Raw genomic sequence first — 16,896 nt, forward strand, 5'->3', positions numbered from 1 at the left:
TCCGATGACAGACACCGCGCCGCCGGCTCGGAAGCTGACGCGTCCAGCAGCAGTTTCCGGTCTTGACATGCACCGACCTGCGGATCACCAGATCACGCGCACGCCGCCGGAGCCCGCATAGGTATGGCCCTGACCGGAGAAATCGCCGTCGAAGCTGCCGAAGAATTCCACATTCCTGCTCAATGTCAATTTGGCGCCGACACTCACGCGGGCCGAATCGCGCGGCGCCAGCGCGCCGTTGATGATGAAGTCATAGCCGGGCGCGGCAATGAAGGAATTCTCGGTCGTGCGGGTATTTCTGAATTCGTGCACCCATGCCCCCCGCACCCAGCCGGCCAAGCTCATGTCTGAGCCGATATCGATCTGACGGTCGACTTGCATGCCAAGGAAGCTCGGCAGCGAATAGTCCGTGCGGCCGTGGAATGTGAGGCCGATCTGGCTCGGCCCGCGCTCGGTTGTCTCGGTAAAGCCATCCATGCGCAGCGCGGAAAATTGCATCGCGGCGAAAGGCGTGAGGCCGAAGCCGCCATATTGGAATTTGTGCCCGACTTCGAGCCGCCCGCTGAGCGAGCGGCTTTGGAAGTCGCCGTTGAGATGTTCGCTGAATCCGGCAACGCTCGCGGGTTGCGCGCCAGTGCCAGGCAGCGTTGCCGGGGTGAAGCCGGGAATCGCCGCATAACGTTGCTCGCTGTTGCTTAAGACGTCATAGGAGAGGATGCCGGTCAGATAATTGTCGTCGCGGCGCAAGGCGCCGTAGGCGGCGATATGGCCAACATCCATATCGCCATAGGTTTGACGGCCATTCACGCCGAATCCCGACGTTCCGCCGCCGACCGCCATGCCGAACAGCATGGTCGGATCGACCTGGTAGTCCGCGCCCGCCATATAGGTCAAACCATGCGCCTTCATGGTCGAGGTGCCGATGGTCGGATTGCTGCCGTTCAGCACGGCGCCGGCAGTGTAACTCGCCCAGATGCGCCAGGTGCGCGGTTGCGGCAGCGGCGGTTGCGCGAATTTCGCCAAAGGCCCAGACTCTTTCCTGACGGGTGCGTAGCTCATAGGGCGGAACTCGAGGCTATTGCCGTCATCAGGCTCGTCATTGAGCCAGAATCCCATCTGCCGGCCGATGCCTGTCAGGAATTGGTCGTTGGCCGAGAAGGCGCTTTGAATCGCGCCGCTCACGCCTTCGCCCGACAGGGAATCATAGACCTGCCCAAGGGTTTTCACATCGGGGATGTAGAACAGCGCCGAAGCGATGCCGGCGAATTTCGGCGACAGGCGCGCAGCCTGAATGGCATTGATCGCATTGCCCACCGACTGCTCGTTGCGCGTGAGGCCGAGCGGCGAATAATTGATGACATCCTGCAACACGACATCGGTCGCGTTGGGATAGACGAGCGAATAGGTTGCAACCGCGCTCGATTCCGCAGCTATCGCCAAGCCATTGTGATTGGTGACGCCGCCGGCAGCACGCAGGATGAGATCGTCATGGGTGCCGGTCTGTGCGTTGCCCGGGTCGAGCACATTGACCGCGACCGTGCCGGTCAAATTCGCCGTTCCGGTCACATTGATCAGATCGGTCGCCTGATTGGCCAGTACAAGATCGACGCCGTAGATGCCGGTCGAGGTCTGCACCATGCTGCCCGTCACATTGGTGGTGAACGGATTGAACCAATTGCCCGGGGTCAACACGCCCTGGTTGGTCAACAAGCCGGACGTGTTGAGATTGACGGTCGAGCCCGAGATGAACGTGCCCGTCTGGGTGTTATTGAATGTGTTGACTCCGCCACCCAGGTCGACGGAACCGGTGACGAAGCCATTGTTGACGACATTGTCGTTGGCGATGCCGCCGGTGATCACGAAGCCGGAAAGGCCGTCAACCGTGATCAATGTACCGTTGTTGGTCAGTGTATTGTTGACCCCGCCGAGGAAGCTCACCGCATGGCCGCTTCCCGAGCCGCCGACCACAAGCGCATTGCCGACCGTGACATTGATATTGCTGGCGCCCGAGCCGCCATCGCTGTCGGCAAAGATCGCCGTCGCGTTTTGCCCGAGGGCCAGCACATTGGCCGTGACATTCACAGTCACGGCGCCGCCCGTGCCGGTGCCGCCGACCGTTCCGGCAAAGGCCGCCGAGCTGAGCGTGGCGCTATAGTCCCCCGTGCCGGCAATGCCGCCGCCGCCGCCGACCGATTGTGCGATGATCGCGTCCGCGCCGACGCCGGTGGTGGTCACCGGAGCAGTGATGGACACGTTCACCGCGCCGCCATTGCCGCCCGCGCCGCCGGAACCAGCCTGAACCGCCGCCGCGACGAGCGTATTGCTCGACGAGAAAGCGAGATCGATGCCGCCGCCGCCGCCCACCGATTGCGCGATGACCGCGGGCGCGCCGTTGCCGGTGGTCGCGACCGGCGCCGCGACATTGAGCGTGACGGCGCCGGCATCGCCCTTCGCGCCGCCTGCGGCACCAAGGGTCAAATTGCTGCTCGCACCGACGCCAAACGCCTCGACGACACCGCCGCCGCCGCCGACCGATTGCGCCAGCACGCCCAGCGCTCCCGTGCCGGAGGTGCTCACCGGCGCCTGGACGGTCAGATTGACCGCGCCGCTGTTGCCGCCCGCGCCGGGATCGCCGAGGTTGGTCGAAGCAATCGCCGGATCTTGGCCGCCGCCGCTATAGAAGTCCGCGACGCCGCCGCCACCGCCGATCGATTGGGCGACCAGGCCCATGGCGCCTGTGCCGGAGGTCGTCACCGCGCCGGTCGCGGTCACCGCGACCGCCTCGCCCGCGCCGCCGGCCCCGCCCGTGCTGCCCAAATCGAGGGTCACGCCATTGGTCCCGACATTGGTGCCGCTCGGCGTCGAGAAGCCGACATAACCGCCGCCACCGCCGACCGATTGCGCCAGCAGGCCGGACGCCAGCGCGCCCGTCGTGTTCACGGCGCCGGAGAACGTGTTGATGGTCAGAGCTCCGCCATTGCCGACCGTGCCTTGGGAGCCGCCCGCTTGCAGCGCGATACCGAGCGGCGTGCCCGTAACATTGCCCACGGACAGAACGGAAGTGCCGCCACCGCCGCCGATCGCCTGGGCCAGAACGCCGATGGCCTGGTTGCCTGTCGTCACGACGGCCCCGATATTGCTGAACTGAACCGCGTTGCCGGAGCCGCCGTTGCTGCTCGTGCCGCCGGCGATGGCCTGCAGCACGCCGAGACTGTTGCCGACCGAAAGATCGCCGCTGGCGCCGTCGGTGCCGCCGCCGCCGCCGATACTCTGCGCGATGAGCCCGATCGCCCCCTCGCCCACGGTCAGGGTCGAATTGTTGTTGCCAGCGGTGAGGCTGTTGCCGTTGCCGCTGATCCCGCCGCTGGCACCGACGATGGCCGCGAGTCCGCCGCCCAGGGTCGTGATCGGACCCGTGCCGGAGATCGCGCCGTTGCCGCCGCCCGCGCCGATAGACTGCGCGAGCAGGCCGTAGGACAGTGCGCCGGACGTGCTCGTCGTGCCGCCGCTGACCTGGACCGTGACCGTTCCCATGGCGCCACCCGTGCCGGCCGACGATCCGCCGACATTCACGGCCGAGCCGTCCACCGCGCCGCTCTGTGCCGAAACCGCGAAAGCGGCATTGCCGCCGCCGCCACCGATCGACTGTGCGAGCACGCCGACGGAATCGGCGCCGAGGGTTTGAATGGAGCCGGTGCTGATGACGCTGACATTGCCGCCGCTGCCGCCGTTGCCGCCATTGCCGCCGACATTGTTGTTCATCGAGCCGCCGCCGGAGAAGCTGAGCGCGCCCGCGAAACCGCCCGCACCGCCGCCGCCGCCGACCGATTGCGCCAGGACGCCCACGGAGCCGGCGCCATTGACGATGATCGCCCCGGTGTTGCTCACCTTCACGTCGCCGCCGCTGCCGCCCGCACCGCCGCTGCCGCCGACATTGGAGACCATGCCGCCCGACCCGCCGGCCAGCGTGCCAGCCACGGAGAAGCCGCCATTGCCGCCGCCGCCGCCCACCGACTGCGCATAGATGCCATAGGACAAAGCGCCTTCGGTGGCGATGACGCCCGAATTCGTCACCTGGACCAGGCCGGCCGAGCCGCCGCCCCCACCACTGCCGCCGATCGCGGTCGTCGAGCCGCTGCCGCTGGCGCCCGAGCCCGACAGGGCGAAGCCGCCGTTACCGCCGCCGCCGCCGACCGATTGCGCCAGGACACCGATGGAGGATGCGCCATAGGTGTGAATGAGGCCTGCGTTGCCGACCGTGACCTGATCGCCATTGCCGGCGCCGGCACCCGCGCCGCCGACCACATTGGAGGTCGTGCCACCTTTGCCGACATTCAAGCCACCCGCGAACCCACCGGCACCGCCGCCACCGCCAATCGACTGTGCGAAGACACCGATCGAGACCGCACCATTGGTGATGATCTGGCCGTTATTCTGTACATTGACCTGGCTGGCCGAACCGCCACCGCCGCCCGCGCCGGCCCCGACCTTGGAGGTCGCATCGCCGCCCAGGTTGAGCGAGCCGCCGACGGCAAAGCCGCCATTGCCGCCGCCGCCGCCGATCGACTGCGCCTGAACGCCATAGGCCATCGCGCCATTGGTGAGGATCACGCCCGTCGCGGAATTCGTGACATTGACTTGCCCGGACGCGCCGCCGCTGCCGCCGTCGCCGCCCACGGTCGAGGCGGCCGATTGTGCTTTGCTGACGCCAATACCCAAAGCGAAGCCGCCGTTACCGCCACCACCGCCGACCGACTGCGCCAAGATGCCGATCGCGCTCGCCCCTTGCGTCTCGATCGTACCGGCATTGGCGACGTCGACACGACCGCTCGCACCGCCGAGACCGCCGGTGCCGCCGGTCGAGGATGCAACGGACGCACCGTTTGCGGACAAGGCCCCGTCCACGGCAAAGCCGCCATTGCCGCCACCACCGCCAACCGATTGCGCAACAATACCCATCGAATTCTGGCCGGCCACACCGATCGTATCCGCGTTGGTCACAGCCACTGCGCCGGCCGCGCCGCCTGCGCCGCCCGCACCGCCGCCGACCGTCGAACTCGCCGACGTGTTCACGCCCACCGAGCCGCCGACCGAGAAGCCGCCATTGCCGCCGCCGCCGCCAACCGATTGCGCCACGATGCCGCTCGAGAAGTTCCCGGCCGTGAGAATTTCGCCTTTTCCGTTCGGATCGAGCGTGGTCGTGACCGTCACCGCGGCGCCATTGCCCGCCGAACCACCGCTGCCGGACGTGACACCCGTGTTCCCGCCAACCGCATCTCCGGCGCTATCGAAGCTCGAATTCGACGATCCGCTCGTCCCCGACGATCCCGAACTGCTCTTGCCGGCAGCGACCGACAAACCGACGGAGAAGCCCCCATTGCCGCCGCCACCGCCAACCGATTGCGCAACAATGCCGACGCTGTGATCGCCGCTCGTCAGGATCTCCGTCGCGCTATTGTTCACGGTCACCGCATCGGCACTACCGCCACCGCCGCCGGCACCGCCACCGACCGAACTCGACGCGGTCGGTGCGCTGCCGCCGGAGCTGCCGGCCAACGCAGCGCCGACCGCAAAGCCGCCATTGCCGCCACCGCCACCAATCGACTGCGCGATGATGCCGGACGAATTCTGGCCGAGCGCTATGATCGTATCCGCATTGGTCACGCCCACCGTGCCGGCCGTGCCGCCGGCACCGCCCGCACCGCCGCCGATCGTCGAACTCGCCGACGCATTCACGCCGAGCGAACCGCCAGCCGAGAAGCCGCCGTTACCGCCGCCGCCACCGACCGATTGCGCAACGATGCCACTCGAGAAATTCCCGCCCGTAAGGATTTCGCCCTTCCCGTTCGCATCAAGCGTGGTTGTGACAGAAACGGCCGCACCATTGCCCGCCGAGCCGGCGCTGCCGCCCGAAGAGGAAGAACCCGCATTGCCGCCAACGGCGTCGCCGGCGCTGTCAACGCTCGAACTCGAGGAACTCGAACTGCCCTTGCTCGCCGCGACCGACAGGGCGACGGAGAAGCCGCCGTTGCCGCCGCCACCGCCAACCGATTGCGCGACAATGCCCGCGCTGTGATCGCCGGTTGTCTGGATCCCAAGGGAGCTGTTGGTCACGCTCACCGTATCGGCATTCCCGCCACCGCCGCCGGCACCGCCACCGACCGAGCTTGTCGCTGTCGGCGCGCTGCCACTCGTATTGCCGGCCAATGCGCCACCAACCGCGAAGCCGCCGTTGCCGCCACCGCCGCCCAGAGATTGCGCGATGATGCCGGACGAGTTCTGGCCGAGCGCGATGATCGCATCCGCATTGGTCACGTCCACCGCGCCGGCAATGCCGCCGGCACCGCCCGCGCCGCCGCCGATCGTCGAGCTTGCCGACGCGTTCACGCCGAGCGAACCGCCGGCCGAGAAGCCGCCGTTGCCGCCGCCACCGCCAATCGATTGCGCCACGATGCCGCTGGAGAAATTCCCGCCCGTGAGGATCGCGCCTTGCCCATTCGCATCAAGCGTCGTTGTCACGCTCACCGCGCCGCCGCCGCCTGCCGAGCCAGCGCTGCCACCCGAAGACGAAGAACCCGCATTGCCGCCCACCGCGTCACCGGCACTGTCAACGCTCGAACTCGACGAACTCGAACTGCCCTTGCTTGCTGCGACCGACAAACCAACAGAGAAACCACCGTTGCCGCCACCGCCGCCAACCGATTGCGCCTCGATGCCTGCGCTATGATCCCCGCTCGTCTCGATCGCCGCCGCCGTGTTCGACACACTCACGTCGGCAGCACTGCCGCCAGCACCGCCGGCACCGCCACCGACCGAGCTTGTCGCTGTCGGCGCACTGCTACCGGTATTGACGCCCAGCGCACCGCCAACCGCAAAGCCGCCGTTGCCGCCACCGCCACCAATCGATTGCGCGATGATGCCGAACGAGTTCTGGCCCGACGCGACGATCATATCCGCATTGGTCACGCCCACAGCGCCCGCCGTGCCGCCAGCGCCGCCGGCACCGCCGCCGATCGTCGAACTCGCCGATGCATTCACGCCGACCGAGCCGCCGACCGAGAAACCGCCGTTGCCGCCGCCGCCACCGACCGATTGCGCAACGATGCCGCTCGAATAATTCCCACCCGTGAGAATTTCCCCTTGCCCATTCGCATCAAGCGCCGTCGCCACAGTCACCGCGCCGCCATTGCCCGCCGAACCGCCGCTGCCACCCGAAGAGGTCGAGCCCGCATTGCCGCCCACCGCGTCGCCAGCGCTATCAAGGGTCGAGCTCGAGGATCCGCCCGTCCCGGACGATCCCGAACTGCCCTTGCTCGCTGCGACCGACAGACCGACCGAGAAGCCACCATTGCCGCCGCCGCCGCCAAGCGATTGGGCGATAATGCCGGCGCTGTGATCGCCGCTCGTCTGGATCTCCGTTGCCGTATTGCTCACGGTCACCGCATCGGCACTGCCGCCGCCGCCACCGGCACCGCCGCCCACCGAGCTCGTCGCTGTCGGCGCGCTGCTCGTGGTATTGGCGCCCAGCGCGCCGCCAACCGCAAAGCCACCGTTGCCGCCGCCGCCACCAATCGATTGCGCGATGATACCGGACGAGTTCTGACCGAGCGCCGTGATCGTATCCGCATTGGTCACGCCCACCGTGCCAGCCGTGCCGCCCTTTCCGCCCGCGCCGCCGCCGATCGTCGAACTCGCCGATGCATTCACGCCGATCGAACCGCCGACTGAGAAACCGCCGTTGCCGCCGCCGCCGCCGACCGATTGTGCCACGATGCCGCTCGAATAGTCCCCACCGGTGAGGATTTCGCCCTTGCCATTGGCATCAAGCGTGGTTGTCACGAGCACGGCACCGCCATTGCCGGCGGAACCGCCGCTGCCACCCGAGGAGGAAGCGCCGGCATTGCCGCCAACTGCGTCGCCGGCGCTGTCAAGGCTCGAGCTCTTCCCGGACGATCCCGAGCTGCCCTTGCTGGCCGCAACCGAGAGGCCGACGGAGAAGCCGCCATTGCCGCCGCCGCCGCCAAGCGATTGCGCCACGATGCCCGCGCTGTGATCGCCTGTCGTCTGAATCCCAAAGGCGCTATTGGTCACGGTGACCGCACCGGCAGTCCCGCCACCGCCGCCGGCACCACCACCGACCGAGCTTGTCGCTTTTGGCGCGCTGCTAGCCGTATTGGCGCCCAGCGTCGCACCGACGGCAAAGCCGCCGTTGCCACCGCCACCACCAATCGATTGCGCGACAATGCCGGACGAGTTCTGGCCGGTCGCGACGATCGTATCCTCATTGGTCACGTCCACTGTACTGGCCGTGCCACCGGTCCCGCCCGCGCCGCCACCGATGGTCGAGTCCGCCGAGGCATTCACGCCGACCGAACCGCCGACGGAGAAACCGCCATTGCCGCCGCCGCCGCCAACCGATTGCGCCACGATGCCGCTCGAGAAATTCCCGCCCGTCACGATCTGGCCTTGCCCGCTCGCATCAAGCTGTGTCGTCACGGTCACCGCGCCACCATTGCCCGCCGAGCCGCCGCTTCCGCCCGAAGAGGAAACACCGGCATTGCCGCCAACGGCGTCGCCGGCACTGTCGAGGCTCGAGCTCTTCCCGGAAGATCCCGAGCTGCCTTTGCTCGCCGCCACCGACAAACCGACAGAGAACCCGCCGTTGCCGCCGCCGCCGCCAAGCGATTGCGCAATAATGCCTGCGCTGTAATCGCCGCTCGTCTCGATCGCTGCTGCGGTGTTGGTGACGCTCACCTTATCGGCTGTGCCGCCGCCACCGCCGGCGCCGCCACCGACCGAACTTGTCGCTTTCGGAGCACTGCCGCCGGTGTTGGCGCCGATAGAGGCGCCGACGGCAAAACCGCCGTTACCGCCGCCGCCGCCGATCGATTGCGCGATGATGCCGGAGGAGTTCTGGCCGGTCGCAACGATCGTATCCGCATTGGTCACGCCCACCGTACTGGCCGTGCCGCCGGTCCCGCCCGCGCCGCCACCGATGGTCGAGTCCGCCGATGCATTCACACCGACCGAACCGCCGACCGAGAAACCGCCGTTGCCGCCGCCACCGCCGACCGATTGCGCAACGATGCCGCTCGAGAAATTCCCGCTCGTCACGATCTGACCTTGCCCGCTCGCGTTAAGCTGCGTCGTCACGGTCACCGCGCCGCCATTACCCGCCGAGCCGCCACTTCCACCGCTCGTGCCGCCGCTACTGCCGCCCGATGAGGCATCCGAATTTCCGCCAACCGCGTCGCCGACACTGTCGAAGCTCGAACTCGACGATCCGCCTGTCCCCGATCCTGAGCTGCCCTTGCTTGCCGCGACCGACAGACCGACGGAGAAACCACCGTTGCCGCCGCCGCCGCCAACCGATTGCGCCACAATGCCCGCGCTGTAATCGCCGCTCGACGCGATCGCCGCTGCCGTATTGGTGACATTCACAATATCGGCATTGCCGCCGCCACCGCCGGCACCGCCGCCGACCGAACTCGTCGCTTTCGGCGCCGCGCCGCCGGTGTTGGCGCCCACCGCAAGACCAACCGCAAAGCCGCCGTTGCCACCACCGCCACCAATCGATTGCGCGATGATGCCCGATGAATTCTGGCCGGTCGCAATGATCGTATCCGCATTGGTTACGCCCACTATCCCGGCCGTGCCGCCGACCCCGCCGGCGCCGCCGCCGACCGTCGAACTCGCCGTTGAATTGACGCCGACCGAACCGCCGACCGAGAAGCCGCCATTGCCGCCACCGCCGCCAACGGATTGCGCGAGGATGCCGCTCGAGAAATTCCCGCCCGTGAGAATTTCGCCCAGCCCATTCGCATCAAGCGCCGTCGTGACTGTAACCGCGCCGCCGTTGCCGCCAGATCCGCCGGTTCCCCCGCTCGTCGTGCCGCTCGAACCGCTGGACGAATCCGTGTTGCCGCCAACTGCATCGGCGGCGCTGTCAAAGCTCGACGATCCGCCGCTTCCTGACGATCCCGAACCGCCTTTGCTTGCCGCAACCGACAGGCCGACGGCGAAACCGCCATTGCCGCCGCCGCCGCCAACCGACTGCGCCACAATGCCTGCGCTGTGGTCGCCGCTTGTCTCAATCACCGCCGCCGTGTTGGTGACGGTGACTGTATCGGCATTGCCGCCACCGCCACCGGTGCCACCGCCAACTGAGTTTGTTGCTTTCGGCGCGCCGCCGCCGCCGGTGCTGGCGCCCACCGTAAGACCAACCGCAAAGCCACCGTTACCGCCGCCGCCGCCAATCGATTGCGCAACGATGCCCGATGAATTCTGGCCAAGCGCCACGATTGTATCCGCATTCGTCACGGTGACCGTTCCGGCCTTGCCACCGGCACCACCGGCCCCGCCGCCGACGGTCGAATCCGCCGACGTGTTCACGCCAACCGAGCCGCCGACAGAGAACCCGCCGTTGCCGCCGCCGCCGCCGACCGATTGCGCAACGATGCCGCTCGAGAAATTCCCGCTGGTGAGGATGTAACCTTTGCCGTTTGCATCAAGCGTCGTTGTCACCGACACCGCACCGCTATCGGCGCCCGTGCCGCCTGATCCCGCAGTTGTCGTGTTCTTCGAGCCGCCAAGCAAGTTGCTTGCCTTTGCCATGACGGATTGTGCCGTGCTGCCTCCGGAACCGCCCTTGGACCCTGCGCCCGAAACACCGACGGCAAATCCACCATTGCCGCCACCGCCACCGACCGACTGCGCCACGATGCCGGCGCTGTTGTCGCCGTTTGTCTGAATGTATGTGGCGTTGCTTGTAACGGTGACATCCCGGCCAAGGCCGCCCGTGCCGCCATCGCCGCCGAGCGTCTCGTTCGTTGCTGAGGGTGAGCCGCTGCCGGTCGAGACGCTGATCGCTGCGCTGACGGCAAAGCCGCCGTTGCCGCCGCCGCCACCGACAGACTGCGCGAGAATGCCCGCAGAGTTTTGACCTTGCGTGACGATATTATCGGCATTGGTCACCGTTACCTTGCCGGCGTCCCCGCCAACCCCCGCGTTCCCTCCTGCCGCAAAGGAAGCCGTGATGGAATTCAGCCCGAACGATGCCCCGACCGCAAAGCCGCCATTGCCGCCACCGCCGCCAATCGATTGCGCGACGATACCGGAGGCAAAATTTCCTTGCGTTTGAATGAGCCCGGTCAGCGTCTGAACTTTGACTTCGCCACCTGCACCGCCTGTTTCGCCGATGCCGCCGAGCGACGCTCCAGCCGATGCGCTCTGCGATTGACTCAGCGTCACCGTGCCGGCGATGGAAAATCCGCCGTTGCCGCCGCCGCCGCCGACCGATTGCGCCAGAATGCCGTTGGCATAATCATTGCCGGTTTGGATGTTTCCAGCCTCGATGACGCTTACCAAGCCGCCGTCACCGCCCTTGTTGCCGTTGCCGCCGATCGCTGCCGCGCCTGAAAGATCCGTGCTGCCGGACAGAGCGCCCGCAAAGCCGCCATTGCCGCCGCCGCCGCCGATCGACTGAGCCTGAATACCGTTCGACTGAAAGCCCTCTGTCAAAATATTGTTGTAACTGGTGACGTCAACTTCGCCGCCACTGTTGCATGTTCCGGTGTTGTCGCAGCCGCCGCCGCTGCCGCCCAGCGCACCGCCCAATGCGCCACCATTCATGGCGATCGTGCCGGTGACGGCAAAGCCGCCATTGCCGCCACCACCGCCAATCGACTGCGCCAGAATGCCATTCGCATCCGCGCCTTTGGTGAAAAGAGTCACGGCGTTTGACGCGGGCACGATCCCGGCGCCGGTCCCATCCGTCCCGCTGCCATAGGAATTAACCGTCACGGTATTGCCGAAATTGCCCTTGCCGCCGCTGCCGCCAACACTGAGACCAAGTGCAGCGGCACCCGCGCTGAAACTCCCCGACGCAGCAAAACCACCATTGCCGCCGCCGCCGCCAATCGATTGCGCTTCGATGCCGTTCGATTGATCTTCTTGAGTGGAGATCGTGCCGTAACTGTTGACGGTGACCGTTCCGGTTGTTCCGCCAGGCCCGCCTTTACCGCCGACCGAGACAGAGCCGGAAAATTCGGATCCCGCGGAGACCGCCACGGCGAAGCCGCCGTTGCCGCCGCCGCCGCCAATCGACTGGGCTTCGATACCGTTGGAGAGCTTACCCTTCGTGAGGATGTTATTGTAGCTCGTGACCGAGACGTTATCCGAGCTTCCGCCCCCGCTGCCCGAGCCGCCAATGCCGACACTGACGGCGCCGCCGCTCGCGGCAAACCCCAAGCTCGCAGCGAGGCCGCCATTGCCGCCGGCACCGCCGATCGATTGCGCCAAAATACCGTTGGCTTGCGCGCCATCCGTTTCCAACGTGGTGACGCCGGCCGAAGGCAGCACATTCACGCCATTGCTGTAACTATCGACCGTGACCTTGCCGGCACTGCCGCCTGCCCCGCCTTTGCCGCCAATCGCAATTCCAAGGCCCGCATTCGCCATGGTCAACGCGGCATCCGCGCTCAACCCGCCATTGCCGCCGCCACCGCCGATCGATTGCGCTTGGATGCCGTTCGATTCATTGCCCTGCGTCCAGACGAGACCATTGCTTGAAACAGTGACGTCGTGACCCGAGCCGCCGCCATTGCCGGTGCCGCCAACGGAGACTGCGGCCGATCCGCCAATGTCCTCGATGCCGCTCGAACCGGCGAGCGAGAAGCTAAATCCACCGTTACCGCCGCCGCCACCGACGGACTGCGCGAGGATACCGCTCGAATTGGCAAAAACGGTCGAAATGTTGCCGGTGCTGGTGACGTTGACCTTTCCCCCATTGGCGCCCGTGCCACCGCCGCCGCCGACCGACACGCCAATGGCCGCGGCACCGGCGAGCGATACGCTCCCTGCAAAGCCGCCGTTACCGCCGCCGCCGCCGATCGATTGCGCCAGAATGCCATTCGAATTGCCGGCGAGTTCGCTCGACGTGCCGCCTTGGCCCGTCGCCAGATTGCCGGTGGAGACAACTTTGACGGCGGTCGCAAAACCGCCATCGCCGCCACCGCCGCCAACAGCAACGCTGCCGCTCCCGCCCGCGGCAAGACTTAAACCGATCGACGAGCCGCCATTGCCGCCTGAGCCGCCCAAGGACTGGGCGACAATCGCGTTTGAGTTGCTGCCGGACGTGGTGATGTCGCCGGTGTTGTAGAGCGTCACGTCGTTCGCATTGCCGCCAGTCGCGCCTTGGCCGCCAACGCCGACGGCAATGCTCCCCGTCAGTGCCATGGATCCGGACCCGGCAAAACCGCCATTGCCGCCGCCGCCGCCAATCGATTGCGCGATCAAGCCGTTTGAACTGCCGCCCTGCGTAACGATATTGCCGTTACTGTTCAGGTTCACGATGCCGCCGTTATTGCCGGCGCCGCCGTTGCCACCGAGCGCCAACGAGCCGCTGAGAAATTGCGAACCGCTGAGGGCGATGCTGAAGCCGCCGTTGCCGCCGCCGCCGCCGACCGATTGCGCCAGGATGCCGTTCGAGAAATTGCCTACCGTTTTGATATTCGAGCCATTACCCGTCATACCATTGTTCACGGTCACTTCTTCGCCGGCGCCGCCGCCGCCGCCCAATCCGCCCAAGGCGACCGACGCGGACGCATCGCCGGCGACAGAAATAGCGCCGCTGATGCCGCCATTGCCGCCGCTGCCGCCAACAGATTGCGCAACGATGCCGCTCGAGAAATCGCCATGCGTTAAGATGTTGTTGGCGTAAGTATTGGTGGAATCGGTGCTGCTGCCGTTGGCCGTTCCATTTTCGACGAGCACGACACCGCCGCTGCCACCCGCGGCACCTGTGCCTCCCAGAGTCACGGCTGCGCTGGCCGTTCCGCCTAAGGAAGCGCCGCCTGCAAAGCCGCCATTGCCGCCGCTACCACCGATCGATTGCGCAAGGATGCCGGTGGAATTGTTGTTTGACGTCTCCAGGTTCCAGCCGGGATCCGTGGTCGACTGTCCACGGCCATTCGCATAGACGCTCACATTGCCCGCGCTCTGGCCGGTCCCGCCTGCCCCGCCGATCGCCAAGCCAACGGACGCGATTCCGCTCCCCGACAGCGACGCCGAGATTCCGCCATTGCCGCCATTTCCGGAAATGGATTGAGCAATGATGCCGTCGGAGTTGTTGCCTGCAGTTTGAACCGAACCGGAACTGTCGACCTCGACGTCGGTTGCAGCACCACCGGTCCCACCGCTTCCGCCGAAAGAAAGGGCAGCACTCGCGCCTCCGCCCAAACTGCCCGAAATCGCAAAACCGCCATTGCCCCCGGCGCCACCGATCGACTGCGCGACAATCGCCGCCGAATTGTCCTTGGCGGTATAGATATTGCTCAGGCTCGCGACGTTAACGGTGCCAGCATTGCCGCCCGCTCCGGCTTTTCCTCCGAAGGCCAGGGAAGCGCTCGCGAGCCCCCCCAAACTTGCCGAGATCGCATAGCCGCCGTTGCCGCCGGCGCCGCCGATCGACTGGGCGAGAATGCCGGACGAATTGCTGCCGCCGGTATAGATAAAGTTCGAACTCGAAACGCTGACCGCGTTGGCCGTTCCACCACCTCCACCCTGTCCGCCGAAAGAAACGGACGCGCTGCCAAGCACGCCGACGCTGCCGGAGAGTGCATAACCGCCATTGCCGCCGCTGCCGCCAATCGATTGCGCGACAATCGCAGAGGAATTGCTATTGAAAGTAAGGATGTTGCTTTCGCTCGAAACGTTGACCGTGCCCGCACTGCCACCAGATCCGCCAGTTCCCCCGAACGAAAGAGCGGCAGATCCGGTTGCGCCGGCAGAGACCGAGACCGAGCCGCCACCATTGCCGCCACCGCCGCCGATCGATTGCGCCAAGATACCGTAAGAATTGATGCCAGACGTTATGAGCGTCCCGGCCGTCTGGACGACGACATTACCTGCACTATTGCCCAGGCCGCCATTGCCGCCCATGGCGAGGGAAGCGCCGGAACCGCCTTGCAACGAGACTGCAAAGCCGCCGTTACCGCCGCCGCCGCCGATCGATTGCGCAACGACGGCAGATGATTCGTCCCCTGAGGTCTGAATCGTGTAATCGGTATTCTGGCCGCGAAGGATCTCGACCGTATTGGCGGTTCCGCCAGCACCACCAGAGCCGCCCAAGGCAACGCTTAAGCCGACGCCGGCGGCGAAAGCGCCACCGCCATTGCCGCCGCCGCCGCCAATCGACTGAGCAAAAACGCCGTTCGCATTCGTTCCTTGCGTTGTAATCGAGCCGGAATTCGTGACCGTAACGGTGCCGCCATTACCGCCATTGCCGCCGGTGCCGCCAACCGAATAGAAGGCACCGCCCGAAAATCCGCCGTTGCCGCCGCCGCCGCCGATCGATTGCGCCAGAATGCCGTTCGCAGCGGAGCCCAGTGTCGAAAGCGTCCCCGTATTGGTAACGATCACCGCGCCGCCATCGGTGGTGTTGCCGCCGCCGCCGGCGCTGGCACCGAGGCCTGACGCGCTCGCGCCATTGCCGCCGCCGCCGCCGATCGACTGCGCCTCGATCGCGTTGGAACTTTTTCCGGTCGTAACCCCATTCGATATGTTTCCGGTCGAGATCGTGCCGGAATTATTCACGATGACCGTGCCGCCCGTTCCACCGCCCGCGCCATTGCCGCCAAGAGCCACGATACCCGACGTATTGCCGGCCGTTCCGCCGCCACCGCCAATCGATTGCGCGAGAATACCTTGGGAATAATCGTTCGTTGTCGTGATGTTGCTGGCGGACGTGACCTGAACCAAATCGCCATTGCCGCCGGTGCTGCCGCTGCCGCCGCCGCTGTAGAACAGCCCGAACCCGCCCGCACCGCTGCCGCCGCCGCCGCCAAAACTGTAAGCCGCTATGCCGTTGGCGTAGGTGTTGGATGTGGTGATCGTTGTCCCGCTTGCGGTTGTTACAAAAGCCTGTCCGCCCTGTCCTGCCGAAGAGCCGCTGCCCCCGCCGGAATAGAAGAAGCCACCGCCGGCCCCGCTACCGCCATTGCCACCCTGGCTGATGGCGGTAATGCCGTTTGAGCCCGATCCCGAGACGTTGATTTGACCGGTGTTGAAATTGAGCGTTGCCGTCCCGCCAATGCCGCCGGGGCCGCCCGAGCCACCGGACCCACCGAGTGCGCCGCCGCTGCCGCCATCGCCGCCGTTGCCGCCTTGGCTGACCGCAGTCAATCCGCCGCCGATCGTTGTGACGTTGCCGCTATAGTTCAGCGTTGCGGTGCCGCCGTTTGCGCCTTGAGAGCCGTCGCCGCCGTTGCCGACGCAGCAAGGAGAGGAGCCACCGCCTCCATTCGACCCGTTGGACTGCACGAGAACGCCGACATTGCTGTTGCTCGTATTTGTGACGATCGTGGTTGGCTTGGCGGTCAAGGTGAGGTTCGGGCCGTTTTGGCCCGCGGCGCCTTGCGGCGCGGGATTGAGAAAACAGGCCGAACCTGATGCGGCGGAGCAGGACGCGACCGTGTTGGATAACGTGCAGGTTTTACCCGACGCGCATGTGTAGTAGGTGATCGAACACGCTCCCGTTCCCGCCGTACAATCGTAATTGCTCGTCTGAGCCTGGCACCCACTGTCGCTACTCGTACAGGCTGTGCTTCCCGACGAGATCGTGCATCCGCCTGCGGTTCCGGTGCAGCTGAAGGGTGTGTAGGGAGGCGGCCCGGGCGTTGCCCCTGACCCTGTCAGTTCGATTTGCGAATAATTGCCGCCATTGACATTCATGGTGGCATTGGCATCGCCGTTGCACGCTGCTGAACTGCCGTTCAGCGAACAATTCTGGGCCCGGGCGGACGGTACGAACAGCCAAGTGCTCGCCAATATCATCATCAGCAGCAGAAGCACGCTTCTGACGCTTAAAAATGAGCGGACCTTCTCTAACTGGAAGCC

General features: G+C 66.2%; 1 protein-coding gene. It reads right to left on the reverse strand.

Annotated elements, in window-relative coordinates; all coding sequences use genetic code 11:
• Positions 1-84: 84 nt before the first annotated feature.
• Entirely contained in the window at positions 85-16,851 is a 16,767-nt protein-coding gene (locus V9T28_RS19165) for a hypothetical protein (RefSeq protein ID WP_147306518.1), read from the reverse strand.
• Positions 16,852-16,896: the final 45 nt, after the last annotated feature.

It is taken from the genome of Methylovirgula sp. 4M-Z18 (assembly GCF_037890675.1).
Classification (GTDB): Bacteria; Pseudomonadota; Alphaproteobacteria; order Rhizobiales; family Beijerinckiaceae; genus 4M-Z18.